This is a genomic window from Vibrio sp. 10N.222.55.C6, assembly GCF_041473395.1.
Lineage (GTDB): Bacteria > Pseudomonadota > Gammaproteobacteria > Enterobacterales > Vibrionaceae > Vibrio > Vibrio crassostreae_C.
Genome location: NZ_JBFRSD010000013.1, coordinates 41768 through 67906 on the forward strand (window position 1 = coordinate 41768; position 26139 = coordinate 67906).

Annotated in this window: 23 protein-coding genes; 19 read left to right on the forward strand and 4 right to left on the reverse strand. The window is 43.0% G+C overall.

Annotated elements, in window-relative coordinates; genetic code table 11:
- Nucleotides 1-98 precede the first annotated feature (98 nt).
- From nrdD to AB4486_RS10865, 5 genes are all read left to right on the forward strand, one after another.
- A complete protein-coding gene (gene nrdD / locus AB4486_RS10845) occupies nucleotides 99-2219 on the forward strand; it encodes an anaerobic ribonucleoside-triphosphate reductase (protein ID WP_017064570.1) in 2121 nt (706 codons plus the stop codon).
- A 155-nt stretch (nucleotides 2220-2374) separates the two neighbouring features.
- Complete coding sequence (gene nrdG / locus AB4486_RS10850) at nucleotides 2375-2842, forward strand: anaerobic ribonucleoside-triphosphate reductase-activating protein (protein ID WP_017064571.1); 468 nt, start codon at nucleotides 2375-2377, stop codon at nucleotides 2840-2842.
- A 265-nt stretch (nucleotides 2843-3107) separates the two neighbouring features.
- A complete protein-coding gene (locus AB4486_RS10855; RefSeq protein WP_017060118.1) occupies nucleotides 3108-4292 on the forward strand; it encodes an amino acid aminotransferase in 1185 nt (394 codons plus the stop codon).
- 11 nt (nucleotides 4293-4303) lie between these two features.
- Nucleotides 4304-4990 (forward strand): ATP-dependent zinc protease, encoded by a 687-nt coding sequence (locus tag AB4486_RS10860; RefSeq protein ID WP_017069095.1) that lies wholly within the window; start codon nucleotides 4304-4306, stop codon nucleotides 4988-4990.
- A gap of 324 nt (nucleotides 4991-5314) precedes the next feature.
- On the forward strand, nucleotides 5315-6922 hold the full coding sequence (locus tag AB4486_RS10865; protein ID WP_080582218.1) for an ABC-F family ATPase: 1608 nt from the start codon (nucleotides 5315-5317) through the stop codon (nucleotides 6920-6922).
- Nucleotides 6923-7059: 137 nt separating this feature from the next.
- Here the strand turns inward: AB4486_RS10865 and AB4486_RS10870 are convergent, their stop codons facing one another.
- Both AB4486_RS10870 and AB4486_RS10875 read right to left on the reverse strand, forming a co-directional pair.
- The gene (locus AB4486_RS10870; RefSeq protein ID WP_017060115.1) at nucleotides 7060-7584 is read right to left on the reverse strand and encodes a hypothetical protein; all 525 of its coding nucleotides are present in this window, start codon (nucleotides 7582-7584) and stop codon (nucleotides 7060-7062) included.
- Between the two features lie 98 nt (nucleotides 7585-7682).
- Nucleotides 7683-8075, reverse strand: a complete 393-nt coding sequence (locus tag AB4486_RS10875) for a YgiW/YdeI family stress tolerance OB fold protein (RefSeq protein ID WP_017064574.1) — start codon at nucleotides 8073-8075, stop codon at nucleotides 7683-7685.
- Nucleotides 8076-8361: 286 nt separating this feature from the next.
- On the opposite strand from AB4486_RS10875, the gene AB4486_RS10880 reads away from it, so the two are divergent.
- The 4 genes from AB4486_RS10880 to modC are packed head-to-tail and all read left to right on the forward strand — an operon-like array spanning nucleotide 8362 to nucleotide 12445.
- Nucleotides 8362-9828: a cobyric acid synthase gene (locus tag AB4486_RS10880; RefSeq protein ID WP_017069093.1), complete on the forward strand. Its 1467-nt coding sequence runs from the start codon at nucleotides 8362-8364 to the stop codon at nucleotides 9826-9828.
- Between the two features lie 56 nt (nucleotides 9829-9884).
- Nucleotides 9885-10643 (forward strand): molybdate ABC transporter substrate-binding protein, encoded by a 759-nt coding sequence (modA, locus tag AB4486_RS10885; protein ID WP_017060111.1) that lies wholly within the window; start codon nucleotides 9885-9887, stop codon nucleotides 10641-10643.
- Nucleotides 10644-11342 (forward strand): molybdate ABC transporter permease subunit, encoded by a 699-nt coding sequence (modB, locus tag AB4486_RS10890; RefSeq protein WP_017060110.1) that lies wholly within the window; start codon nucleotides 10644-10646, stop codon nucleotides 11340-11342. It abuts the gene before it with no gap.
- On the forward strand, nucleotides 11339-12445 hold the full coding sequence (modC, locus tag AB4486_RS10895) for a molybdenum ABC transporter ATP-binding protein ModC (protein WP_017060109.1): 1107 nt from the start codon (nucleotides 11339-11341) through the stop codon (nucleotides 12443-12445). The genes modB and modC overlap by 4 nt, the downstream gene beginning before the upstream one ends.
- A gap of 311 nt (nucleotides 12446-12756) precedes the next feature.
- Here modC and AB4486_RS10900 read toward each other — a convergent pair whose 3' ends face one another.
- Nucleotides 12757-13194 carry a DUF3069 domain-containing protein gene (locus tag AB4486_RS10900; RefSeq protein ID WP_017060108.1) on the reverse strand — a complete coding sequence of 146 codons (438 nt, stop codon included), beginning with the start codon at nucleotides 13192-13194 and terminating at the stop codon, nucleotides 12757-12759.
- A 131-nt stretch (nucleotides 13195-13325) separates the two neighbouring features.
- On the opposite strand from AB4486_RS10900, the gene AB4486_RS10905 reads away from it, so the two are divergent.
- Nucleotides 13326-14297, forward strand: coding sequence for a diguanylate cyclase (locus AB4486_RS10905; protein ID WP_170791831.1), 972 nt, complete (start codon nucleotides 13326-13328; stop codon nucleotides 14295-14297).
- A gap of 78 nt (nucleotides 14298-14375) precedes the next feature.
- Nucleotides 14376-15386 (forward strand): Solitary outer membrane autotransporter beta-barrel domain, encoded by a 1011-nt coding sequence (locus tag AB4486_RS10910; RefSeq protein WP_029235232.1) that lies wholly within the window; start codon nucleotides 14376-14378, stop codon nucleotides 15384-15386.
- A gap of 144 nt (nucleotides 15387-15530) precedes the next feature.
- On the opposite strand, the gene AB4486_RS10915 is transcribed toward AB4486_RS10910, so the two are convergent.
- Entirely contained in the window at nucleotides 15531-16772 is a 1242-nt protein-coding gene (locus AB4486_RS10915; protein ID WP_372117154.1) for a GGDEF domain-containing protein, read from the reverse strand.
- Between the two features lie 476 nt (nucleotides 16773-17248).
- Between AB4486_RS10915 and AB4486_RS10920 the strand changes: the two genes are divergently transcribed.
- The 8 genes from AB4486_RS10920 (at nucleotide 17249) to AB4486_RS10955 (ending at nucleotide 25957) form a co-directional block, all read left to right on the forward strand.
- Nucleotides 17249-17617 carry a late competence development ComFB family protein gene (locus AB4486_RS10920; protein ID WP_017060104.1) on the forward strand — a complete coding sequence of 123 codons (369 nt, stop codon included), beginning with the start codon at nucleotides 17249-17251 and terminating at the stop codon, nucleotides 17615-17617.
- A 40-nt stretch (nucleotides 17618-17657) separates the two neighbouring features.
- Nucleotides 17658-17939, forward strand: coding sequence for an HlyU family transcriptional regulator (locus AB4486_RS10925; protein WP_004731023.1), 282 nt, complete (start codon nucleotides 17658-17660; stop codon nucleotides 17937-17939).
- A 300-nt stretch (nucleotides 17940-18239) separates the two neighbouring features.
- On the forward strand, nucleotides 18240-19787 hold the full coding sequence (gene pntA, locus AB4486_RS10930; protein WP_371720917.1) for a Re/Si-specific NAD(P)(+) transhydrogenase subunit alpha: 1548 nt from the start codon (nucleotides 18240-18242) through the stop codon (nucleotides 19785-19787).
- Nucleotides 19788-19797: 10 nt separating this feature from the next.
- A complete protein-coding gene (gene pntB, locus AB4486_RS10935; RefSeq protein ID WP_372117156.1) occupies nucleotides 19798-21195 on the forward strand; it encodes a Re/Si-specific NAD(P)(+) transhydrogenase subunit beta in 1398 nt (465 codons plus the stop codon).
- A 320-nt stretch (nucleotides 21196-21515) separates the two neighbouring features.
- On the forward strand, nucleotides 21516-21668 hold the full coding sequence (locus AB4486_RS10940; protein ID WP_181359914.1) for a hypothetical protein: 153 nt from the start codon (nucleotides 21516-21518) through the stop codon (nucleotides 21666-21668).
- 243 nt (nucleotides 21669-21911) lie between these two features.
- Nucleotides 21912-22076 carry a hypothetical protein gene (locus AB4486_RS10945; RefSeq protein ID WP_181359913.1) on the forward strand — a complete coding sequence of 55 codons (165 nt, stop codon included), beginning with the start codon at nucleotides 21912-21914 and terminating at the stop codon, nucleotides 22074-22076.
- Between the two features lie 54 nt (nucleotides 22077-22130).
- Nucleotides 22131-23222 (forward strand): hypothetical protein, encoded by a 1092-nt coding sequence (locus AB4486_RS10950; RefSeq protein ID WP_108082819.1) that lies wholly within the window; start codon nucleotides 22131-22133, stop codon nucleotides 23220-23222.
- Nucleotides 23223-23227: 5 nt separating this feature from the next.
- Nucleotides 23228-25957 (forward strand): DEAD/DEAH box helicase family protein, encoded by a 2730-nt coding sequence (locus tag AB4486_RS10955; RefSeq protein WP_372117159.1) that lies wholly within the window; start codon nucleotides 23228-23230, stop codon nucleotides 25955-25957.
- Nucleotides 25958-26139 lie beyond the last annotated feature (182 nt).

Genomic DNA, 26139 nt, shown 5'->3' on the forward strand with positions numbered 1-26139 from the left:
AAATACGCCACAATATCTAGTGTTAGTTAAACGATAAATCGCTCTATATAGTGTGTTTGTGGATAAGTCTGTGAATACCTCAAGAGTAAGGAGAAGTGGTGAAATCAATCGTAATCAAGCGTGATGGCTCAAGAGCTCCATTCAGTAGAGATCGCATCCAAGCTGCAGTGGAAGCAGCATCAGACAAAGCCGATAAGGAAATTGCTATTTATGCACTGAATGTGGCATTAGCAGTTGAGTTGAAGCTCGAAGACTACGATGAAGTTCATATCTCTGAAATTCAAACCATGGTCGAGAACGAGCTAATGCAGGGACCATACAAGTCTCTGGCTCGTGCCTACATTGAATATCGTCATGACCGCGACATCGCCCGTGAGAAGCAAAGCGCTTTAACTCGTGAGATCGAAGGTTTGATCGAAGAAAGCAACGTTGATCTAATCAATGAAAACGCGAACAAAGATGGCAAAGTAATCCCAACTCAGCGTGACCTGCTGGCGGGTATCGTGGCTAAACACTATGCGAAAACTCACATTTTGCCACGTGATATCGTACATGCTCACGAATGTGGTGATATTCACTACCACGATCTAGACTACGCACCGTTCTTCCCAATGTTTAACTGCATGCTTATCGATCTGAAAGGCATGTTAACGCATGGCTTCAAGATGGGTAACGCGGAAATCGACACACCTAAGTCTATTTCTACGGCGACAGCGGTAACCGCGCAGATCATCGCGCAAGTGGCGAGTCACATCTACGGCGGCACAACGATTAACCGCATCGATGAGGTTCTTGAACCTTACGTTATGGCGAGCTACGAGAAGCACTTATCGCTAGCGAAAGAGTGGGACATTCATAGCCCAGAAGCTTTTGCTATCTCTCGCACAGAGAAAGAGTGTTACGACGCGTTCCAATCTCTGGAGTACGAAGTAAACACGCTGCATACCGCTAATGGTCAAACACCATTCGTGACGTTTGGTTTTGGTTTAGGTGAAAGCTGGGGCTCGAAATTGATTCAGCAATCAATCTTGAAAAACCGCATTGCAGGTTTGGGTAAGAACCGTAAAACAGCCGTGTTCCCTAAACTGGTATTTGCGATCAAAGATGGTTTGAACCACCAGAAGCAAGATCCAAACTACGACATCAAGCAATTAGCGCTAGAGTGTGCGTCTAAGCGTATGTACCCAGACATTCTTAACTACGACAAAGTAGTAGAAGTGACAGGGTCATTTAAAACTCCTATGGGTTGTCGTAGCTTCTTGAATACTTATGAAGAAAATGGTGAGTTGATTCACGAAGGCCGTAACAACTTAGGTGTTGTTAGCTTGAACTTGCCACGTATTGCGATTAACGCAAAACAAGATATGGCTAAGTTCTACGAACTGCTTGATGATAAACTCAAGCTGGCTCGTCGTGCATTAGAAACTCGTATTTCTCGTCTAGAAAACGTGAAAGCACGTGTTGCTCCAATCCTATACATGGAAGGTGCATGTGGCGTTCGATTGAAAGCAGACGACTCTATTGCCGATATCTTCAAGAACGGCCGCGCGTCTGTTTCTCTTGGTTACATCGGTATCCACGAAGCAATGACTGCGCTTTACGGCACAGACGTTCACTTGTACGACGACGGCGAAATGCGTGCTAAAGCGCTTGAGCTAGTGGAGTACATGAAGCGTGAAGTAGAATCTTGGACCAAAGAGACAGGTTACGCATTCAGCCTATACGGCACACCAAGTGAAAACCTATGTAGTCGTTTCTGCAGCATCGACACCAAAGAGTTTGGTGTGATTGATGGCGTAACAGACCGTGGTTATTACACCAACAGCTTTCACTTAGACGTGCAGAAGAAAGTGAACCCATACGACAAGATCGATTTTGAGATGCCTTATCCTGAAATCTCTAGTGGTGGTTTCATCTGTTACGGTGAGTTCCCGAACATGCAGAAGAACATCGAAGCACTAGAAAACGTATGGGACTACAGCTACACACGTGTTCCTTACTACGGTACAAATACGCCGATTGATGAGTGCTACGAATGTGGTTACAACGGTGAATTTGACTGTACTAGTAAGGGCTTTACGTGTCCTAAGTGTGGCAACCACGACTCAACCAAAGTATCGGTAACACGCCGTGTTTGTGGTTACCTTGGTAGCCCAGATGCACGACCATTTAACTTCGGTAAGCAAGAAGAAGTTAAACGCCGAGTGAAGCATCTTTAGTAAGCTCTAAGATTATTAGCTAGCTTATTTAGAAGAGCTACGTTTCAAGAAATATGATTGGTATCGGCGTTATGTCGATACCAATTCTTTCGTTTCAGCTTTTACAACACATCTTCTCAAACTATTAAGTAATCACGAGTTTTCAATACTGCCTTATGAATTATCACCAATATCACCCAATCGACGTTGTAAATGGCCCTGGAACACGCTGCACTTTGTTTGTGTCGGGTTGTGTACACCAGTGTCGCGGGTGTTATAACCAATCGACGCAAAGGTTGGACTCTGGGCATTTGTTTACTCAAGAACTGCAAGACCACATTATCGCTGATCTCAATGATCCGCGAATTAAGCGTCGTGGCTTGTCGCTTTCAGGTGGTGATCCTCTTCATCCTGCAAATGTATCTGAAGTGCTTAAGCTTGTTCAGCGTGTAAAAGCAGAATGTGAAGGCAAAGACATCTGGATGTGGACGGGCTACGAGCTCGACGAACTCGACGAAAAGCAGAGGCAAGTACTTGAATATGTTGATACTTTGATTGATGGTCGTTTTGAGCAAGATAAAGCGGATCCAATGTTGGATTGGCGTGGTAGTTCAAACCAAATCATTCATCGGTTCCGACTCTAGTAGACTTTCGTTAGTTAACGTCAACCTACATTAGTGCAAATTAGTAGCCTCAGCTTCTCTGTTGAGGCTTTTTTATTTTATGACGTTCTAAATTTGTAAATTGATTGAATATTGAACTATATGGAATAGGGAATATTAGATTGCACCAGTCTCAACTAGAGTTATCTCCTAAAAATCAAAACTTTGATGAATTTCTGTTTCTTAAATTGTAAATAAAATGATAACTTGGAGGCCATTACTTGAATTTCAAAGGGTTGTGACTTTCATGTTTTCACATCTACCAAAACCAACTTTAGATCCAATTCTATCTCTTTCTGTTGCTTACCGCGGCGATACTCGTACTGATAAAGTCGACTTAGGCATTGGCGTTTACAAAAACGATCAAGGCGAAACTCCGATCATGAAAGCCGTTTCTATGGCTCAAGATATCGTTGTTGAAACGCAGAAAACCAAAGCTTACGTTGGCCTAGCAGGCTGTGAAGAGTTTAACCAGAGCATGGTTGATCTGCTGCTTAAAGGGACTTCTGCAATGGATCGCGTAGCTGCGATTCAAACACCGGGTGCAAGTGGTGCACTTCGCATGTTGGGTGACTTAATGAAAGTTTCTCAACCAGACACCACGGTTTGGATTTCAAACCCAAGCTACGTTAACCACAAACCGGTGATGGAAGCGGCAGGCTTAAAAGTTCGATATTACAATTACTTCAGTCCTGAAACGAAGCAAGTTGATACTGCAAGAATGTTGGATGACCTTTCAAAAGCGGGTCCATCAGATGTGGTACTACTGCACGGTTGCTGTCATAACCCAACGGGTGCGGATATCGACTTTGAGGCGTGGCAGGAAATTACCAAACTATCGCAGAAAAATGGCTTCTTGCCGTTCGTTGATATTGCTTACCAAGGCTTTGGTGATGGCTTAGAAGAAGACGCAAAAGGTCTTCAACACATGGCTAACAACGTCGAAGAGATGTTGATTACGACATCTTGCTCGAAGAACTTCGGTTTATACCGAGAAAGAACGGGTGCCGCTATCGTGATTGGCAAAAACAGCGAACACGTTGGCAATGCTAAAGGTAAGCTTCTAACGCTTGCTCGTTCAACTTACACAATGCCGCCAGATCATGGTGCAGCTTTGGTTAAAACAATTCTTCAGAATCAAGAGCTAACCTCGATTTGGAAGCAAGAATTGAGTGAAATGCAGCAACGTTTGTTAAATCTGCGCCAAAGTTTATGTGATGAATTGCGAAATACTTATAACACGTCACAGTTTGACTTCATTGAAAGCCATAAAGGCATGTTTAGTGTACTAGGCTTTAAAGAAACTCAAATGAATCAATTACGTGAAGAATATGGAGTCTATGGTGTTGGTGATGGACGCATCAATATCGCAGGCCTTTCCGAATCTCATATTCCTTATGTAGCAAAAGCGATAGCAAACGTTTCAAAATAGAAGGTGACTGAATGTATAATTGGAAAGCGATTGTAGTTTTAATGCTAAGTGGTGGCCTGTTTGCTTGTTCGGCTACAACTCAAGCTCCTGTTGAGCCAGAGCAAAAGCCTCAAATCGAACAACCTGTTGTGGATGACTCTTCAAAAACTGACGCAACAGAAGGCGAGAAAGTAACGGAACCTACTGAGAAGCCTGAAGAAGTAAAACCAACTGAGCCGGAAGTAAAACCTGCACCTGTTGAAAAACCAGTAGAGAAGGTTAGAAAAACAAGTGACGGCAAACTGATTCTTGGTGAAGAAGAGTGGGTGTTTGTTCCTGGTTTAAAAGAAGCGTTTAAAGCACGTGTCGATACCGGTGCAACAACCTCTTCAATCAGTGCAGTTGATATTGTTGATTTTGAACGTGACGGCAAAGACTGGGTTAAGTTCAAGATTGAACACGACGGAATTACAACTGAAGAGATCAGCTTACCAGTAGAACGCTGGGTTAAGATCAAGCAATCAAGCGCAGAAGGCACACAACGACGCGCTGTAGTTGTAGCTTCGATTCAAATTGGCGATCTAAAAGACAAAACTGAATTTACGCTAGCCGACCGAACGCATCTTTCTTTCCCACTTCTGTTGGGTAGAAGCTTCTTTAGAGATGTTGCGGTTGTCGACGTGAGCAAAAAATACGTTCAGAAGAAAATTACTAAATAACAAGTTCTGCTCGTCATCAAAGCTTTTCGTTTTGAAGAGCTATAGTTTCAAAGGTGACGAGCTTAAAAGACTTTTAGTGTTGATAAATGAAATCCCTACCAGTTCTGCTGGTGGGGATTTTTTTATTTACACCCCATAACGTATGAAAAGCATCTAAATGGTCTATGTTTACTATTCGTTTACTGTTTAGCCTCGACAACGTGATCGAGATCTCTATATAATCCGCGCTTCGATTTTTGTTTAATCCATACTTTCGTACTTCTTATTTAGGTTCTTGAAATAGCCTAATAATTATCTGTCAGTACACGCTTAGGAATTAGTTCTTTGATATCTACCGCGAACATCACAATGCAATTTGGCGCAGAGCCGCTGTTTGAAAACATCTCTGCTAAATTTGGTAACGGCAACCGTTATGGTTTGATCGGCGCTAATGGTTGCGGCAAATCAACGTTCATGAAAATCCTAAGTGGCGCATTAACGCCAAGCTCGGGCAACGTTTCTATCACTCCAGGAGAAAAACTGGGTGTGCTAAGCCAAGATCAGTTCGCTTTCGAACAGTACAGCGTTATCGACGTTGTGATCATGGGCGACAGAAAACTTTGGGAAGTAAAACAAGAACGTGACCGCATTTACTCTTTGCCAGAAATGAGCGAAGACGACGGCATGAAAGTCGCAGAACTTGAAAGTGAATTCGCGGAAATGGATGGCTACACAGCAGAAAGCCGTGCTGGCGACATCCTAATTCAAGCGGGTATTGAAGAAGAGTTCCATTTCGGCTTGATGCAGCAAGTAGCTCCAGGTTGGAAACTGCGTGTGCTATTGGCACAAGCTCTGTTTGCAAACCCAGATATCCTGCTTCTTGATGAACCAACCAACAACTTGGACATTCACACGATCAACTGGCTTGCTGAAGAGCTAAACCAGCGTAAATGTACAATGATCATCATTTCGCACGATAGACACTTCCTGAACTCTGTGTGTACACACATGGCAGACATCGACTACGGTGAGCTACGTGTCTACCCTGGTAACTACGAGTACTTCCTAGAAGCATCTGGCTTGATTCGTGAACAGCTTTTAGCAAGCAACGCTAAGAAAGCGGCTGAAATCAGCGAGCTTCAAGATTTCGTAAACCGTTTTGGTGCTAACGCATCTAAAGCAAAACAAGCAAGCTCTCGTGCCAAGAAAATGGATAAGATCACGCTTGATGAAGTGAAATCATCGAGCCGTATGAGCCCATCTATTGATTTTGGCGAAGGTAAGAAACTACACCGTCAAGCGCTTGAACTTCAAGACCTTGGTCACGGCTTCGATGGCGAAACATTGTTTGCCGGTGGTAACTTGCTGCTTGAAGCGGGTACTCGTCTTGCGGTTATCGGTGAGAACGGTGTAGGTAAAACCACGCTGCTACGTTGCCTAGTTCAAGAGCTAGAGCAAAACGAAGGTATCGTAAAATGGTCTGAAAACGCATCTGTAGGCTACTGCCCACAAGATAGTACGTCTGACTTTGATAACGACCTGAGCATCTTCGATTGGATCTCACAATGGCGCACAGTGAAGCACGATGACCTTATGGTACGTGGCATTCTAGGTCGCCTATTGTTTACTGCTGACGATGCGAACAAAAAAGCGCGTAACTGTTCTGGTGGTGAGAAGAACCGTCTGTTATTCGGCAAGCTAATGATGCAAGACATCAACGTGCTTGTAATGGACGAACCAACCAACCACATGGACATGGAAGCAATCCAAGCCCTGAACGACGCGTTGAAGGTTTACACTGGCACGCTTATCTTCGTAAGCCATGACCGAGAGTTCGTTTCTTCATTAGCAACACACATCATCGATGTAAAAGATCAACAGCTAGTGAGCTTCCAAGGTACTTATGAAGAGTACTTAGATCACCAGAAAAAGATGCTGATGGTTAGCTTATAAAGCAAGTCGCTGGCTCAGGTCGTGAACGACTAAAAGCCAGCGAAACTAACAAACAAAAAAGCCCCGAACATTAATATGTTCGGGGCTTTTCTATGTAATACGTTTAGCTATTTATTACTCAGTAATTGAAATCTAGATTAGAATCCGAATCGAGCCGACATTAAGATTTGGTGGCCATATGTGCCGTTATTGCGCATATCAAGACCAACAGACAGTTGATCAGTTGAATGGAAACGAGCACCGATACCCAAAATTGAACGAGTGTCATCGTTGTCGATCAGTTGACCAAGGCGTGCGTTAACTTCAACGTTTGCCATTAACCAAGCTCTCAAGCCAAGGTTAATTTCTGTTTTGATGTGGTTATCGTCATTCCGTTCAATGTTGTGCAGTAACATTTGGCCAGTAACGTCAGCAAATTGACTGATTGGGCCGTTGAATCCCATACCTACCGCTGCATCCCAATCACTTTCAAATTCTGAATCGATACGAGCAACAAAATGAGAGTTCTGAGTGAACATTGTTGTGACTTCACCACCGAAAGTACTTGGGCTAGTACCCATGCGCAGCTCGAATGTGTTGTAGTTAAAGTTGTTTGCAGACGCAGAGAATGAACACAGTGCAGCGAGTCCTAAAAGGACAGTCTTATTCGTGCAACCTAGCATGGTGACTCCATATAAATTGTATTTTGCGGCAGTATAATACAAAAAAGCCTGCAATATGCAGGCCAATTATTTGAAGTCGGTATTTTTATATTAATCGCTTATAGAACCTGGATGTGGTCCACTTCGATTTCAGGTGTCTTACCACCTTCATATTCACCGAAGATACGAACTTTTGTATCAGCGGTCAGTGGTTGTGCTAGGCGGATATCATCATCAAGTTCGATTTGAATTTCACTCTGGCCATCAGAGAAGACAAACGTGTCATTCTTAAGTTGACGAACGATCTTGCCATCCACAATTGCTTCTTGCTCTGCGAACATGCTTGTGTCGGCAAGTAGTGTCGCAACAGAAACGGTTTCAATTGGGCCAGTATAAGCAATAGCGCTTTCGTGCTTGCTGTTGACATTATTATTGCTGTTGTGGTCACTAGCCATTGCGAAAGTAGGAGCAAGGATAATAGTAGATGCGATAGCTAATACAGTTTTTTTCATGGTGAATCCCTTAATGTTGTTTTTAGTAGAAACGTTTTTCTGAATTTGAAACGTTTCTTTTCGTTAGTACGTTTTTTGTTGAAGCGCCTGTTATCGTTCACAAGCTTCGTTTCGATGGAGCTATTAAACAACACTGGGGTTGAATCCAGAGTGAGTAACACATTCATTTTCCATTCATTTTATTGAGCATCTACTCGGCAATGACGTTAAGATGGTCGCAGAGAAATATCGCCCACAGCTATAAATTGAAAATTAAGAAATTAAGAAATTAAGGATTTAAGTACAAATGCGAGCACCATTAAGTGCCCTTATGGTTCAAGGGACAACGTCAGATGCCGGAAAAAGTGTTTTGGTGGCAGGTTTATGCCGTGTTTTGGCAAGGAAAGGAATCAAAGTGGCACCTTTTAAGCCACAAAACATGGCGTTGAACAGTGCTGTGACAAAAGATGGTGGCGAAATTGGCCGTGCTCAAGCGGTTCAGGCGCAAGCTTGTAATATAGAGCCAACCGTTCACATGAACCCTGTATTGCTAAAGCCCAACTCAGATACCGGCGCGCAAGTGATTTTGCAAGGCCGAGCGCTGAGCAACATGGAAGCGACGGGTTATCATGATTACAAGAAAGTGGCGATGGATACAGTTATCGATTCGTTTGACCGACTTTCTGAAGAATATGAAAGCGTGATGATTGAAGGTGCGGGGAGCCCAGCCGAAATCAATCTTCGTGAAAATGATATCGCTAACATGGGATTTGCTGAGAAAGCGGACATCCCTGTGATCATCGTTGCTGATATTGACCGTGGTGGCGTTTTTGCGCATCTCTACGGGACATTAGCTCTATTGTCTGAATCTGAACAAGCTCGTGTAAAAGGCTTTGTGATAAATCGTTTTAGAGGCGATATCGCACTGCTTCAATCTGGCCTAGATTGGCTAGAGGAAAAAACCGGCAAGCCTGTGATTGGTGTGTTGCCATATCTGCATGGTTTTAACTTAGAAGCGGAAGATGCCATTACCTCTGCTCAAGAGTCTTACGGAGAAGCTAAGCTTAAGGTGGCGGTGCCAGTGCTAACCCGAATCAGCAACCATACAGACTTTGACGCGTTAAGATTGAATCCTTCGATTGATTTACGTTATGTCGGTAAAGGCGAACGTGTAAACAATGCTGATTTAATTATCTTGCCGGGTACAAAGTCGGTAAGAGCAGATTTGGATTACCTAAAAGAACAAGGCTGGGATAAAGATATTCAACGCCACCTGCGCTTAGGCGGCAAAGTGATGGGTATCTGCGGTGGCTACCAAATGTTAGGTAACATCATCCACGATCCTGATGGCGTTGAAGGGGAACCCGGCAGCAGCGAAGGGTTAGGGTATCTGGATACTGAAACGACCCTTACACAGCAGAAAACCTTAACCAACGTACGCGGCACCATGACGCTGGATGGCAAAACAGCACAAGTAAAAGGGTATGAAATCCACGTAGGTAGGACTGATGTCAAAGAAACAGCCTTACCGGTTCAGTTAGAATCTGGCAGCCTAGATGGCGCTGTGAATCAAGATAACTCGATTTTTGGTACTTACTTGCATGGCGTATTCGACAACAGTGATGCGTTGTCGCTTATTTGCGAATGGGCAGGAGCCAACGATGTGACCGCGATTGACCACGAACAGCTTAAAGAGCTGGGTATTAATCGAATCGCTGATGCCATCGAAGAGTACTTAAATCTTGATCTGCTTTGGCCAGAGTTAACAGCTTAAGCCGCCATTTAGAAGTTAGCTAAAGAACTTAAACGAACAATAGATAAGTGATAACAATGAAAAAGCGAGTCTTCCTTTTAACCATGGCTTTAACTTCGGCATTGAGTTCTAGTCATCTTTTTGCTGCGGAAAAGCTACGAGTTTACGCTGCATCGTCGATGACCAATGCGGTTAATCTGTTGGTTGAAGAGTTTGAGAAAGACCATTCTGTCGATGTGATTCCTGTGTACGCGAGTACGTCGTCTTTGGTGCGACAAATCGAAAGAGGAGCACCAGCAGACATTTTTATCTCGGCAAATGAGAAATGGATGACGCATTTAGTCGATCGTAAATTGGTTTATAGTGACAATGTCACAAACCTATGTGAAAACGAACTGGTGCTGATTGCTCCTAAAGAGACATCGGTAACGTTAGACCTATCAAAAGGTGAACAATGGGCTAAACTGCTTACTAATGAAAGGCTTGCAGTGGGTAACACCATGTCGGTTCCTGCTGGTATCTATGCAAAAGAAGCGTTAGAAACGTTAGGTGTATGGGACGATGTGAAAACTCGATTGGCACCAAGTAACAATGTTCGTATGGCCTTAGCCTTAGTCGAGCGCAGTGAAGCTAAGCTTGGCATTGTCTACAAAACGGATGCGTTGCTTTCTAAAGAAGTAAACCTAGTGTCGACCTTCCCATCAGATCTGCACACACCAATACGTTACCCTGTAGCGAAGTTGAGTGATAAAGTTGTGGCAGAAGAGTTCTATACTTTCCTAAAGAGCGAAAAAGCGAAAGACACCTTGAACAGTTTTGGATTTGAAGTGCGTTAAATGATGTATTTATCGGAATACGAATACCAAGCCTTAATGCTGAGCTTAAAAGTCGCTGGGTTTGCAATCTTATGGCTTATCCCTATCGGTATTGGCTTAGCATGGCTACTTGCTAAGAAACAATTTGTAGGTAAGAGCATTGTTGAGAGTATTGTCCATTTACCTTTGGTACTTCCACCTGTGGTTATTGGCTATTTACTGCTAGTGATGATGGGCAGGCAAGGTATCATAGGTTCGTGGCTCAATGACGTGTTTGGTATTGTATTCAGCTTTAGCTGGAAGGGCGCGGCACTCGCTTGTGTGGTTGTGGCGTTGCCGCTGATGGTTCGCTCTATTAGATTGAGCCTAGAAACCGTAGACAGTAAGCTTGAAGAGGCGGCTGCTACATTAGGCGCTTCACCTCTTCGTGTGTTTTTCACGATCACTTTACCCTTGATGATCCCAGGGGTCATTACCGGCACCATGCTTTCATTCGCAAGAAGCCTAGGGGAGTTTGGCGCGACCATCAGCTTCGTTTCAAATATTCCCGGTGAAACTCAAACCATTCCTTTGGCTATGTATACCTTTATTGAAACCCCTGGCGCTGAAATGGAAGCCGCGCGTTTGTGTGTCATTTCTATTGTGATAGCGCTGGGTTCATTGATGCTATCTGAGTGGCTCAACAAAAAGTCAGCACAACGCTTGGGAGGCAATGCATGAGTGCTTTGATCCTCCAATATCAACAACAACTTGGTGAAACGTTCTTTGATATCGACTTGGAATTACCAAGTAGCGGCATTACGGCAATTTTTGGTCGTTCTGGCGCGGGTAAAACCTCACTTATCAATGCAATCAGTGGCCTTAAACAGCCCGATAAAGGTCTGATCAGCGTATCTGGAACCACACTGTTCGATAGTGAAAATGGCATTAATTTGCCGACTCACAAACGCAACGTCGGTTATGTGTTCCAAGAGTCGCGATTGTTTCCACATATGAAGGTGGCAGCGAACCTTAAATACGGTATGAAAAGCGTCGATCAAGCGCACTTTGAGCAAATAGTCTCGCTGTTGTCTTTGGGTTCATTGCTTGACCGATACCCAGCTCGTTTGTCTGGCGGTGAGAAGCAACGTGTGGCGATTGGCCGCGCTTTGTTATCAAAGCCGAGCATTTTGTTGATGGATGAGCCTTTAGCGTCTCTCGACTTGCCTCGTAAGCGCGAAGTGATGCCATTTCTGGAAAACTTATCCGAAACCGTCCAAATACCGATCATCTATGTCACTCATAGCCTCAATGAAATTTTACGCTTGGCAAATCACCTTGTGATTATTGACCAAGGCAAAGTGATTTCGTCGGGTGTGACGGAAGAGGTTTGGGCATCGAGAGCCATGCAACCTTGGCAATCTTTCTCAGAGCAAAGCTCGTTGTTTGAAGCGACATTAGCGGAACACAATGACGATTATGCGCTGTCTCGCCTGATGCTAGGAAAGTCGACGTCGTTATGGGTTCAGAAAGTATCGAGTGAGCTTGGTACGACAGTGAGGCTGCAAGTTAGGGCAAATGATGTCTCTATCACGCTAGAACGGCCGAAAGGGACTTCTATACGTAACATCCTTCCAGTGACCATTAAAAGCGTAGAGACGCACCAACAAGGCACAAATAAGCAGAGTGTCGAGGTCGAGCTAGAGTTAGAGTCTGGGTGCTACCTATGGGCAACCATTACATTGTGGGCGCTGGATGAGTTAAATCTAGAAATCGGGCAGCGTGTTTACGCTCAAATTAAAGGTGTGAGTGTCGCTCAAAGAGATATCGCGGTAACGCATTAAACCTGAGAAGGTTTGCTTTTCGATATTGTCGCGATACTGCCTGTTATAGGTTCTGAAAATTCGGTCTTGATTCCATGATTGGATACATGCGTCATTTTTATACGGTATAACTGCCAGTTTTGCGCCACACTATATGAGTGTTAAGGCATATGATTTGTCGAATCATATGAACATTAGCAACAAGAACATACAGACGTAACGATCGACGAACAGAAAATAGCGGATATAAAAAAGCCGCGTGTTTAAAGAAACATGCGGCTTAATTCTAAGTAGTACTGTTAGCGCTTAGCCTAGTTTAGGCGACTAGCGACTTACTTAGTAAAAACTTCTTTGAAATCACGCTTCAAGATTGCATCACGACGAGCTTTCTTGATTTGTTTAACCATGTCTTTTACACAGTTGTGTAGAACTTGGTCTAGCAGTTGAGCACGGTACTCTTCTTTTTCTTCGTCAGACATGTCTTCTGGAAGTTTAAGAGTAGGGAACTCTTCCATCACGTTAACACCAGCGAAAGCTTGGCTAACTGAGATTAGAGCGTGGAACTGCTCGAAGTTGTCTAAAACATTTTGTGCGCTTGCTGGAAGACTATCCCAAGCTTCGCGTACTGCTTCTTCAGACACTTCGTGAATAGAAGTAACCATAAAGTGCATCTCTTTTGGTACGCCATCAAATTCGATAACTTGACGAAGTTCTGGTGAGATGGTGGTTAAATCGATTTCTTGTTGTTCGTTGTTTGTAGCGTCTGACATAGTATTTCTCTTTAAAAAGAAACAATGCTAAAAAGATCTGTAAAAAAGTCAATATAATATAGAGATTAGGGCATGATTTAAGCCCAAATTTGAGCTACTTTGAATATTCAACACTAGATAAAGGTGATGTGATGATAGAAAAGGGATCTTCAATGCGCATATTGCTGGTTGATGACGTTCAACTAGACAGGATGCAACTTGCTATCCGACTCAAGCAACTGGGTCATATTGTAGAAGCTGTCGGTAGCGGAAAAGAAGCCCTGAGTGTTTATTCTGATTTTGATCCTGAACTCGTGTTACTTGATATCAGCATGCCTGATATGGATGGTTTTGAAGTGGCGAATGAGGTTCGAAGCCGATTCCCAGAATGGGTTCCCATCATCTTTCTTAGTGGTCACGAAGAACCTGAGATGATCGCAAAAGCGATTGACGCTGGTGGCGATGATTACCTGATCAAGCCAGTAAACAAGGTTGTTTTGAATTCTAAGCTGATTGCGATGCAACGTATCGCGCACATGAGACGAGAGCTAAAACAAAGCACAGCCAAACTCGAAGAACTGAACATCCTTCTGCAGCAACAAGCCAACGAAGATGGCCTGACCAAATTGTATAACCGTCGATATATGGATACTAAGCTTGAAGAGAGCATAGCGTGGCACGGAAGACGTAATATATCCATGACAGTCATACTTCTAGATGTAGACTTCTTTAAGCCTTACAACGATAATTATGGTCATATTCAAGGGGATAAGTGCTTACAAGGGCTTGCTAATACCTTGAAACAGCTGTTTGTTCGTGCGGGAGAATTTGTAGGTCGTTATGGCGGTGAAGAGTTTGTTCTGATTCTTAGCGATACAGACAGTGAAGGCGCTAAGGTACACGCGACTCGAGTTAAAGAGGCATTGCATGAGATGAACTACGCTCATGAACACTCAACGGTATCGGATAGAGTGACAGCGTCACAAGGTGTGTTGTCCTTTGTGCCAGAAGGTGGCGAATCTATTGCGTCTATTTACGAAAAGGTCGATCAAGCGCTTTATCAAGCGAAGCAAAGTGGTAGAAATACCTTTGTACAACGTAACATTTTGGAGCTTGCGCGTTAGTTGGCGAGCTCTTTTAGATATTTGAATTTATACTTCTAATAGCGTTTGAGCTAGGAAGTGCTTTAAGTGATAAAAGAAATGCCACATTCGAAGTCATTTTCTATGACTAACACATCTTGGACGCTTGCGGTTCCTCTATTTTTTACCGCTTTGGCGACCACTGTTAATGCCAATACGCTATCTGATCTTTTTCGAAAGGATCTAGAGCAGAGCTTTGCCACCAGTGTATTGCTCAACGACACCGATGTTTTCACTTTTGGTATCAATAACTTTGACCCCAATAAAGTGTTTAGTTTGGACAATGAAGACATCGGTTCGAATGATTCGGTAAGTCGTCGCCAAAACATCACCTCCCTGAGTTTGCCTTACACATTTGAATTACCAAGTTACATCGAAGACAACCATCAAGAGGTGACGCTACGCTTGTCTGCATTGCGAATCGAGAACGATGTCGAGTACGCGGCAGCAAACAGAAACGATTTTCAAAAAGAGTCGGTAGTGTCTGGCTACGTCGAATTCGCGAATGTGTCCCAGCTAGACGAATATTGGAGCTTCAGCTCTGCAATCGGTAACCACATCTCTTACTACCGCAATGATTATGAATATCGCGCTTCGTTGCTAAAGCCTATTCAAGACCAACTGGATGGCGTATATCTCAATACTGATGCTTGGGCTTATATCATCGAGCCTAAAATCAAGCTGATGTACGAAGATAAGAATGACTGGGGAAAGTATAAATTGAGCACCAGTTGGCATTACTTTAATGGCATCGGCTGGGGCGAGGCGAATAATGGCAATGTCGGTCATCCTGAAGGGTGGTATATCGCCAATGAAGCCAAGGTTTTCTATGATCTCGTGCGTTGGGATAAGAACATCACTTCGATGTACTCGAGTATAAGACGAATTGATATTGGTGGTGACACCGTGGCATCTATGGGCACCACATCTTACTACGAGGGCAGTGTTGGTTGGTTGCTTAACCCAAACCTGTTTAATGAGTGGGTCGATAACGTGGGAATAGGTTTTACGATTAACTACGGAAGTAGCTTAAAAGGTGGCAGCTTGGTTATATTCTTCAACCAAGATTAAGCTCTTTTTTCCAGTTAAGCCCATACGGCCTCAAATCAATGAGGCTCGTTGAACTTGGAAGTGATAGTTATTGAAGCAGATCGCTATTAATGGCTTAAGCTATTTAGATCTCTAGCACTCAATATCTTTCGCTATCAACTATTGTTAACGGTCAATACACAGTTTGTTTCGACCGGTTTCTTTCGCTTTATACAGCGCTTGGTCAGCAAGCTTCAACACCTCTTCAGGATGTCTGGTGGTTGTACTATCAGACAATCCAATACTCACCGTCACATTCACCACTTCCGATGGTTTGCCTTTCTTGCCACGCTTTTTGATACCCACTTCATGATCGTCGGGGCGTTCATGACTATTACGAATCGTCATGTCGTAGTTTTGAACCTCGGAAATCAGAGCTTGAAGGTGCTCTTTAACTTGTTCCGAATGTTTTCCTTTGAAGATAATCGTGAACTCTTCTCCACCATAGCGATAAGCTTTAGCGCCGCCTGTGGTTTCCCTCAGAATGCGTGCCACCAGTTTTAACACATCGTCGCCAATGTCATGTCCGTAGGTATCGTTGAATTGTTTAAAGTGATCAATATCGACCATCGCCATCGAATACTTACGCCCCAAGTGCTTCATATCGACTTCTAAGGCGTGTCGACCGGGAATGTTAGTCAGTTGGTCGTTAAAGGCCATATCATGACTAGCAGACATCACATAGACGATGATCAGTGTGCCTGACAGCGAGAACATGGTGCTCGAGATGTACTGAATATCGAAGAAGATGAACGTACAAGAAGAAAGCAGGATAGCGCTATAAACCACAACATCGATAGAGCGGTTATACACCAACACGAGAATGGCAGTAAGGCCAAGCAAGCAAAGGCTATACAGCACTAAAACAAAAGGCAGTTTGGAGAAGTCTCTGACAATAAATAGAAGACCATCACTCCATGATTCAAAACCGCCGGCATGGAAGTGAGAGACGATCAATTGTGCCCACACCATAAACAGAACAAGAACGATGGCGTAGAGCAGCATCGACTTTGAGTTTACGCCGTTATCAGGGAAGGCATAAACAAGTAAGCAAGTGACAGGTACTAATGCCGCAAGTAACGAGAGCTCTAATAGCGTTGTGCCAGTATTGAGAGGCGTTTGTAAGCGAACTTGGATGATCAGATAAGCGACAAGCATGGTCACCGATACCATCGCCATTCGACCTTGTCTGAACGTATGGCATAGCAGAACCGCAACGCTCAATAAAATGTAAGGGAGGTTGCTAGCAAACCCTAAATTTGAGTCCGTCACGAGAATGACGTTGTCCATACCAACGAGCAAAATTGTTAACAGGACTAAAGGGAAGCAAAATCGAAACATGCTCGACGTTACAAAAGATGATGCCATTTATGTGGTGAGCCTAACTATATTGATGATCTTATTATTTAATACTATGCGTAGGATACGGTTAAACAAGCGATTGCCAAGCTTTTTGCCTAAATTAGAGCAAAAACATAGTCATAGGTCGCTATTGGTGCAATCATTTTCATATGTATTTTGAGTTGCTATTAACCTTAGAACGAACTACACAGTATATATGAGAAATTAATTAGTCGTTATAGATACTTAACAAAATCTGCTCTGCTGCTCTTACGTTGGCGCTGTCACTTAAAGGGCTTGATGATCAGTTATCATTGAGTGACCTTTTCATTAAGCGACGAAGATCTGTAATGAAGTCAGAGTAAGATTAAATAATGCCTAAGTTTCAACTATGGACAGTAAAACCTATAACTGAGTTATAGAAAGCTATTAGGAATTGCATGGTTTCAAGTGACTTTAGAAACGACTGCGACTAGAAAAACCGCTACAAATGGAGGTGTGGTATGCAAATTAGTGTTGATGTACATAACTATATGGAAACTCTGGTCGGTCATGTATTGGCTACCGAGGAATATGTGTCTAGTTATACCAACGAACAGTTGGCCGATCTCGCGTGCTTGGCTTTGGGCCAGCTAAAACCTATCTATATTCGTTTTGATATCGATTTTCTGTCAGCATTGCCAGAAGACAAATTGGTGCTCTATAAACGCAATAGTGAGATCGCGGTCAAAAATGCAGAAAGTATGATTATTGACGATCGAAGACGTGAACGTGACGACAATGTGCCTGTTATATTTAGTCAACACAATTTTGACGATGACGTAGAATTGCAATGGTATGAAAAGCCGTTGTTGAACCGTAAACAGTCATGATAGTTTAGGGTGAATACGGTCATTTAAGGAGTAAAAAAACGTGGGATTCTTTTCTAGATTATTTGGTGGCAAAGAAAAAACCGAACAAAAAGTAGAGATTGAGCCAGTCGAATATAAGGGTTTCAATATCTATCAAGATGCCATTGCAGAATCTGGTCAATACCGTGTTGCTGGGCGAATCGAGAAAGAATTCGATGGTGAAATCAAAACTCACCGTTTTATTCGTTCAGATGTTGTTTCAAACAAACAAGATGCCGATGAATTGATGCTCAAAAAATCGCAGATGTTCATCGACCAAATGGGCGACAATATATTTAGCTAACCAATTAGGGTTAGAATTGATGTTGGTCATAATTTAGAGAGCTTTCAGTGTATATGCTGAAAGCTCTTTTTAGTTTTATGGATAAAGAACAGCTAGTGAGTTGTTATTAAAAGGATTATTTGCAAGTGGTTTGACCTCTTGGTTCGAGACGGTCGTCATTTATCCGAATGAAGCGCTCAAATTCCGTCCAAATCGTTATAAGTAATAACTTTTCCTGTTCTTTGAACAAAACGCTTGAAGTATTAGTTGTCGTTAGATACAAACGAATAAGTCATTCGTGCCAATAGTCAAGGAATAGCTATGCAAATTGGTGTACCAAGAGAAACGCTCGCAGGTGAAACGCGAGTCGCTGCTTCGCCGAAATCGGTAGAACAGCTTCTAAAATTAGGATTTGAAGTTTGTGTTGAATCACAAGCAGGTGCGTTAGCAAGTTTTGAAGATGCAGCTTATGAACAAGCTGGAGCAAAAGTTGTCACCGCAGATGAAGCTTGGAAATCCGATATTATCTTTAAAGTTAACGCTCCGATCGTTGACGAGTCTAAAAATGAAATCGATCTTCTTAAAGATGGCGCAACATTGGTCAGCTTTATTTGGCCTGCTCAAAATCCAGAGTTAATGGAACAATTGTCCAGTCGTAACATCAACGTGATGGCGATGGATTCTGTACCACGAATTTCAAGAGCTCAGGCGTTAGATGCATTGAGTTCTATGGCAAACATCGCGGGTTATCGTGCTGTTGTTGAAGCGGCGCATGAGTTTGGTCGATTCTTCACGGGTCAGATTACGGCTGCGGGTAAAGTTCCGCCAGCAAAAGTACTGGTTGCAGGTGCTGGTGTTGCTGGCCTAGCGGCAATCGGCGCTGCGGGTAGCTTAGGTGCAATCGTTCGTTCATTCGATGTTCGTCCTGAAGTTAAAGAACAAGTTGAGTCGATGGGTGCTGAATTCTTGGAAGTGGATTTCAAGGAAGATACCAGTGCTGGTGACGGCTACGCAAAAGAGATGTCTGAAGCATTCAATAAGAAAGCGGAAGAGCTTTATGCAGCTCAAGCAAAAGACGTTGATATCATCATTACAACGGCGCTGATTCCAGGTCGCCCGGCTCCGAAGCTGATTACCAAAGAGATGGTAGACAGCATGAGTGCAGGTAGTGTGATTGTAGACCTTGCGGCGGCCAATGGCGGTAACTGTGAATACACGGTTGCGGATCAAGTCATTACAACCGCTAACGGCGTTAAGGTGGTTGGTTACACTGATATGGTTGGTCGACTGCCGACTCAATCATCTCAGCTGTATGCAACGAACCTAGTTAACCTTCTGAAACTGCTTTGCAAAGAGAAAGATGGCAACATCAAAATCGACTTTGAAGATGTTGTTCTGCGTGGTGTTACTGTGGTTAAAGAGGGCGAGGTCACTTGGCCAGCTCCACCAATTCAAGTTTCAGCTCAACCACAACAAGTTAAGCCAAAAGCGGCCAAACCAGAGCCTAAAGTTGAAGAACCTGTTTCTCCAATTAAGAAAGTGGCGGGTATGGCGGTAGCTGTTGGTGCATTCGCTTGGGTAGCTTCGGTTGCTCCAGCTGCGTTCTTATCTCACTTTACCGTTTTTGTTCTCGCTTGTGTGGTGGGTTATTACGTAGTTTGGAATGTAAGCCATTCTCTGCATACGCCTTTGATGTCCGTGACTAACGCGATTTCAGGCATCATTGTAGTAGGTGCACTGTTACAGATCGGACAAGGAAGTGGCGTCGTCACGTTCTTATCATTTATTGCCGTATTAATTGCAAGTATCAATATCTTTGGTGGCTTTACCGTGACCAAACGTATGCTTGAAATGTTCCGTAAAGACTAAGGAGTAACAGATGTCTGAAGGATTAGTACAAGCAGCTTATATTGTTGCTGCTGTATTTTTTATTATGAGCTTGGCTGGGTTATCGAAACAGGAATCTGCGCGTGCAGGTAACTATTACGGTATCACGGGTATGGCAATTGCGTTGATCGCGACGATCTTTGGTCCTCACTCTGCAGGTATTGTATGGATCATCATTGCTATGGTGATCGGTGGTGGTATTGGTATCCACTACGCAAGAAAAGTAGAAATGACTGAAATGCCAGAGCTGGTTGCAATTCTGCACAGCTTCGTAGGTATGGCGGCAGTACTTGTAGGTTATAACAGCTACATCGATCCACCTGCTACTGTTTCTATCAACCCTGCAGATATTCATGCAGAGCACGTGATCCACCTAGTGGAAGTGTTCGTTGGCGTGTTTATCGGTGCGGTGACGTTCACGGGTTCTATTGTTGCGTTTGGTAAGCTTCGCGGCGTGATCTCTTCGTCTGCATTGAACATCCCTCATAAGCACAAGTGGAATCTAGCGGCTATCGTAGTTTCTACACTGCTGATGATCATGTTCGTTAAAGCAGACGGCAGCATGTTCGCACTAATGGTGATGACACTTATCGCATTCGCATTCGGTTACCACCTAGTGGCATCGATTGGCGGTGCAGATATGCCAGTAGTTGTCTCTATGCTGAACTCGTACTCTGGTTGGGCAGCAGCAGCGGCAGGTTTCATGCTTGCAAACGATCTGCTTATCGTAACTGGTGCATTGGTTGGTTCGTCGGGTGCGATTCTGTCTTACATTATGTGTAAGGCGATGAACCGCTCTTTCATCAGCGTTATTGCTGGTGGATTCGGCCAAGAAGTGGTTGTGTCTGATGGCGATGAAGAGCAAGGTGAACACCGCGAAACATCAGCTGAAGATGTGGCTGATATGCTGAAAAACTCTAAGTCAGTAATCATCACTCCTGGATACGGCATGGCAGTAGCTCAAGCACAATACCCAGTGCATGAAATCACTGAGAAGCTACGAGCGCAGGGCATTAATGTTCGATTTGGTATCCACCCAGTTGCTGGTAGGTTACCGGGTCACATGAACGTACTGCTTGCTGAAGCGAAAGTGCCTTACGATATCGTTCTAGAAATGGACGAAATCAACGATGACTTCGATGAGACAGATACTGTATTGGTAATTGGTGCGAATGACACCGTAAACCCTGCAGCACTTGAAGATCCAAACAGCCCAATTGCTGGTATGCCAGTACTTGAAGTTTGGAACGCTCAGAATGTTATCGTATTCAAGCGTTCGATGAACACAGGTTACGCCGGTGTGCAAAACCCACTGTTCTTCAAAGAGAACACGCAGATGCTGTTTGGCGATGCTAAAACAAGTTGTTCTAAAATTTTAGAGCACCTTTAGTGGATTTGAGTTGTATTGCACACGGCAGTTGATAATAAAAAACCCACCTAGTGTGGGTTTTCTTGTTTCTGGAGCACATCGGTTGATGCTAACCCATGATCGTTCAATGTGGATTGGAAGCAAACGGCTTCTCTTGATGATTTCTACCTATAAGATCTTAGAGAAAGTTTGTTTGAAAATTATTTCCAAGAAAGTTGCAAATAATGTTTATTCTGGGTTTCTACGTGGTAAAATGTAAATGTTGGTGGGAGCCAACGGTGACTATTCTGATTATGAAGTTGACGTTCTGTTAACTAACAATTCCAAAACGATTGAATACTATGAACAAACCCTTTATTGGAGTTTGTTTCCCTCCAATTTTAGTAATCCCTGATAAATACGAAATAACCAATGACATGATCAAGGTCATCTTTGAAGATCTGGGTGGTACTTATGCAGAGATGGCAATAGGTTTAGATGAAAAAGCGTGTTAGCTACCTTACAAAGGTTCATGGCTGGAAACGTCCAGATTCAAAGGTGCAGCGGTTTAACGCTGCATGAATCATTACCGTTCAATCGGATCATTAACATACGAAATACAGCATTAGAATAAATAACATTGCAAGGTGTCAAGGTGGAGTTGTTACCACCAACATTGAGAACGGGGAGTGGTTACCCCGTTTTCTTTCACCTAAATAATCAATGAGCGTTGATAACAACCAAAAGGAGTAAAGATCATGACTCAAAAAGAAATTTATGAAAAATATGGTTTAACTGTATGTGCTAGAAACATTCGTCAAAGCAAAGAACACGTATGTCGCCAAGCAAAGAAAGCAGGTTGGAGAGCACCGACCAACGAAGAGATCGCAGATAACGTTCTGCGCCTAATTTATAACCAATAACAACAAGCCCAGTGAGAATAATATTATGTGAGGGTGTCAATATGGAATAATAACATGACACTAAGCATCAACCTTTCAATTAACGTCGAATCATCAAAAGATAGATGGATCGAAAAAGACCAAGTTTGCATCCAGTACCATGATACATGGGTGACCAAAACAATACCGTGGACTGAGAACAATTTAAAATTGGTCGTATCAAATGACCTGATGTGTGGAATTAGTTCAACAGGTCGAAAAGGCAAAGACGCAATAACAGAAACATGGTGTTACTACGTGGACATCGATGATCCTACACGTCATGGCGCAGACTTGATCGACCACGTGCACCGATGCTTTAACCGACATGGTATTGCACATGCAATATCCACCAGCGTTAACAACAAACGTGAAAAGAAAAAGCCTAGCGGTGAAATACTACCAGCATGTCCACGTTTGAAAGTTTTAATCCCACTTGCACAACCAATCCCACTAGCAACTAATGTCCAGAAAAAGATCTGGGAACACAACAAAGTACGGTGCTTTGCTTACATCCAAAAGATTCTCGGTGAAGATATTCCACTTGATAAGAGTTCACACGATGCCAACCGCTATTCATACCGTGCAAATACCAACGCAGATAACTTTGAATGGCGTTTTGCAGATGGTAAACCCCTACCACTACATAAAGTCCTAAAAGCCCCGTGTACGTTCATACAGAAGCTAATTGACGACGGTGTTGCAGGTATTGAAGCAGGTGACGAGCTTTACTATGAACATTGCAAAGTTGAAGTTGAAAAGAAACGTGCTGCGAAACTCAAAGACCTAGAGTTAAAAGGGATCGATGTTAAGCGACAACATCAACTGGTGATGACCGCTGCAAAGTTTTTCTTTAGTCAAAACCGTGATCGTGGTGATTGGGTTCAAGTATGCCAAGCATTCGTTAATGAACATTTGGGTTACTTATCAGATCACACAACGTTAACCCGTGGCGAACTGGTTAGTTTCACTCCGTCGTTTTCACACGATGCTGTAAAAGCTGGAACTATCGTGCATTTAGCAAAGAAATACGGTTGGACTAAACCGTCAAATAAACCAAATATCGAAGACATCAAAGTATCAAAGAGCATGGAAAGCGCACTGTCTTTCCTGAATAACAAGGCATAACAATAATGATAAACACCTTGCAACCAAAGATTGGGCAACAATTAGCTCCAATTTTTATCCGTGCATCAAAGCACATAGAAAACCTAGAGTTAACCAAGCAACAACACCTATCCAGTAAACTAGGTGACATCTTCAACATCTTAAAGAAAGGTAAATTCTTAAACCTATATGGTGAAATGTCACTAGGTAAAACACGACTAATCAAAGGACTGTTTTATCACTGGAAATTACTAGGTTACACACTGATCTTAATCCCGAATCGAAACAACCTTGCAGTACAAAGCAAAGAGGATTTGGAACAAGGGAAAGATTCAACAAAAGTCCTGAAGCTATTCGGTAACAGGCAGGACATAATTGAAGATTCTGATGGTTTGATCGTAGCGTCATGTGATGCGGTTTATAAGTTGGCTAAAGACGACAAATTACCACCTAAATGCGTATTCATTTATGACGAAATGCACGAAGCTGACATGCATTTTCGTTCATGCTACAACCACATGGTGGAGTACCATCGAAGCGTCAGCAAGTTGTATCAAGATCACATAGTCATTGGCATGACAGCGACACCAACCCCCTTCAACATCTTCAGACACTGTTTAGACAACACGGTGAATTGTTACCGAAATGAAGACCCTGAAGCGAAGGTGATCAGAAAGTATTATGTGGTTGAGGGTGAACTAACACGGTCAATCGTCCATGACTTCATTGATCGAAGTATCGAGCAAGAAAAGCTACCGTTCTACATCAAGAACAACCAAGAGGAAATCGAATCCGTTTACATTAGTAAGAAATTAGACGGTGTTAGCTCCGCAGTCGTCCAAGCATTATCGAAGTATTCAAGTTCAACCATTGGTAAAACAATGAAGAACGATGCTAACCAATTAATTAAGACTGGCAAAACTACAAACTTTGATTTTCTTACTGGAACTGTAGCAATCAGTGCAGGGATCAACTTGTATGAGAATAAGCGTCAAGGTGTTATTGCAACAGATGTAACAATTAACCCATTAGCAGTAACTCAAAGTGCTGGACGCTTAAGGAATAAGACGCAAAGTGAAGGTATAGCCGATAATGACACGTACATCTTTACTAACATGGCTAAAGACCAGATGTTAAAACCGAGGTGTTATTATTCGATTAAGAAAGCGTATGAAGATGCATTCGAGGCACTACAGACAACTAAAGTATACGTGAATGAAAAGGGTGTTGAATTATTAGGCGAAGTCGAGAAGAAAACCTTTGAGGGGATCGGGGAGTACATCAAACAAAACGATGATGGGAGCCATCGTTTTGTCATCGGTACAATTGATAATTTGGCTGCGTTGAAGTGGTTTAAGCAGTTGGAGCGTGATCCGATTAGGTACATTGCATTTCGTGAATTTGCATACCCAGATTCGAATAACGATGGAAAATGTTTTGAATTAACTCAAGACGTTATAGACGAATACTTAACCAACATACACAGCAACAAAGAGTTCATGAAGCGATTTTCATATGATTTGTTCATGACCTATTCCGATTTTGAAGCTGCAACCAGTACCAACTTACAACCTGCAAGCATAGCAAGTGATCTAGTTTCTGCCGACAATAAGAACATGTTGAAGTTGTCACCAGTAGATATCCGTGACGAAGTATTGAACCCTGAAGACCGTGACGAACTGTCACCAACCACAGCCGTTAAATGGTCTGCATCGTGTAAAGCTGGTTTCGATAAAGGGTTCAAACGTTACTCAAAGCGTCATGAAGCAGAACATAAGAAACCTTTGAGTCATGATGAATACAATGCGTTGTACCCACTGGTTGAACATTTCTACTTCATTAAACGTTCGAAGTTGCATGATGCGTATAGAAAGTTCGATTACATTGAGTTCACCCGTGAACTTCGTGGTTTACCTACCGAATGGTGGGCTAAGTCCAATGGTATTTCAAAAGCATGTAAAGCTGGTTATAAGTCTTTGTGTACGGGTATTGCTGAGACGATGATCCATGACCCAAGTTACATCGACACGACATTAACGTTGACCAATGACACACCTATGAAGTTCGCAAAGGTATTGGCAATTGTTGCTAGGGAAAGTTTATCTAATACTGCAAAGGGTACATTACCAGATCTGAAGAATGCGACATATGAAGCTATGAAGCAAGCACATGCAGTCATGACCAACGGTGCTACTGATACGTTTTCGATGATCGGTTACACAAACAAAAATGGTACGGTGACAATGGCTCCAAGTAAAAGTGATGCGCTACGACTGGTCGAGATGTTCTATGACCGAGTAGATCTAGAACAGGTCAAAGTGAAAAGTATGTCACCTGATGAACGTAAAGCGTATATCGAAGCCAAGCAAGGTAAGAAAGATTCAAAGGGTAAAACGATTGTTGTACCGCATGAATATGAATTATTACCGAATGCATACTTCAAAGCTGTTACCAGTGGTGGACATGATCGACCAGAATTTGAGGGTGGGGAGATCGAAGACCTAAAACGCACCTATGCGATTGAAGCTGAAGCGTTGGCACATGATGAAGAGGTGAAAGCTAATCGTCGTGGTTATGACAAGAAACGTGATACAACTGAAGAACGTAAAGAGCGTGACCGATTGAGAAAGAAAGCTAAACGTGCTGAAGCTACCCCAGAACAGAAAGAGAAAGAGCGTATACGCAAGGCAGCTAAACGTGCTGAAGTTAAAGAAAGGCTAGTAGCGAGTTATGACTTATCCGACGTGACATTTTAATTTGTCCGTCCCCCGATCAACAAAATGAAAAATGGGTTGGTTTATATAGAAAGCTAAACCATTTTTTGTAAAAACGAGCGGGGGACGGACAAATTATGTTTGTAAAAAAACGAGCGGGGAGCAGTTGACTTTGGTGAGAAACGATTCAAGGAAAACACGTTGGTGCAAGCTACCGATATCAA

What these genes read in the sequence shown, in the direction of transcription:
- nrdG (WP_017064571.1), top strand. Translation starts at nt 2,375, where the DNA reads ATGAATTATCACCAATATCACCCAATCGACGTTGTAAATGGCCCTGGA.
- AB4486_RS10855 (WP_017060118.1), top strand. Translation starts at nt 3,108, where the DNA reads ATGTTTTCACATCTACCAAAACCAACTTTAGATCCAATTCTATCTCTT.
- AB4486_RS10860 (WP_017069095.1), top strand. Translation starts at nt 4,304, where the DNA reads ATGTATAATTGGAAAGCGATTGTAGTTTTAATGCTAAGTGGTGGCCTG.
- AB4486_RS10870 (WP_017060115.1), bottom strand. Translation starts at nt 7,584, where the DNA reads ATGCTAGGTTGCACGAATAAGACTGTCCTTTTAGGACTCGCTGCACTG.
- AB4486_RS10875 (WP_017064574.1), bottom strand. Translation starts at nt 8,075, where the DNA reads ATGAAAAAAACTGTATTAGCTATCGCATCTACTATTATCCTTGCTCCT.
- AB4486_RS10880 (WP_017069093.1), top strand. Translation starts at nt 8,362, where the DNA reads ATGCGAGCACCATTAAGTGCCCTTATGGTTCAAGGGACAACGTCAGAT.
- modA (WP_017060111.1), top strand. Translation starts at nt 9,885, where the DNA reads ATGAAAAAGCGAGTCTTCCTTTTAACCATGGCTTTAACTTCGGCATTG.
- modB (WP_017060110.1), top strand. Translation starts at nt 10,644, where the DNA reads ATGATGTATTTATCGGAATACGAATACCAAGCCTTAATGCTGAGCTTA.
- modC (WP_017060109.1), top strand. Translation starts at nt 11,339, where the DNA reads ATGAGTGCTTTGATCCTCCAATATCAACAACAACTTGGTGAAACGTTC.
- AB4486_RS10900 (WP_017060108.1), bottom strand. Translation starts at nt 13,194, where the DNA reads ATGTCAGACGCTACAAACAACGAACAACAAGAAATCGATTTAACCACC.
- AB4486_RS10905 (WP_170791831.1), top strand. Translation starts at nt 13,326, where the DNA reads ATGATAGAAAAGGGATCTTCAATGCGCATATTGCTGGTTGATGACGTT.
- AB4486_RS10910 (WP_029235232.1), top strand. Translation starts at nt 14,376, where the DNA reads ATGCCACATTCGAAGTCATTTTCTATGACTAACACATCTTGGACGCTT.
- AB4486_RS10915 (WP_372117154.1), bottom strand. Translation starts at nt 16,772, where the DNA reads ATGGCATCATCTTTTGTAACGTCGAGCATGTTTCGATTTTGCTTCCCT.
- AB4486_RS10920 (WP_017060104.1), top strand. Translation starts at nt 17,249, where the DNA reads ATGCAAATTAGTGTTGATGTACATAACTATATGGAAACTCTGGTCGGT.
- pntA (WP_371720917.1), top strand. Translation starts at nt 18,240, where the DNA reads ATGCAAATTGGTGTACCAAGAGAAACGCTCGCAGGTGAAACGCGAGTC.
- pntB (WP_372117156.1), top strand. Translation starts at nt 19,798, where the DNA reads ATGTCTGAAGGATTAGTACAAGCAGCTTATATTGTTGCTGCTGTATTT.
- AB4486_RS10940 (WP_181359914.1), top strand. Translation starts at nt 21,516, where the DNA reads ATGAACAAACCCTTTATTGGAGTTTGTTTCCCTCCAATTTTAGTAATC.
- AB4486_RS10945 (WP_181359913.1), top strand. Translation starts at nt 21,912, where the DNA reads ATGACTCAAAAAGAAATTTATGAAAAATATGGTTTAACTGTATGTGCT.
- AB4486_RS10950 (WP_108082819.1), top strand. Translation starts at nt 22,131, where the DNA reads ATGACACTAAGCATCAACCTTTCAATTAACGTCGAATCATCAAAAGAT.
- AB4486_RS10955 (WP_372117159.1), top strand. Translation starts at nt 23,228, where the DNA reads ATGATAAACACCTTGCAACCAAAGATTGGGCAACAATTAGCTCCAATT.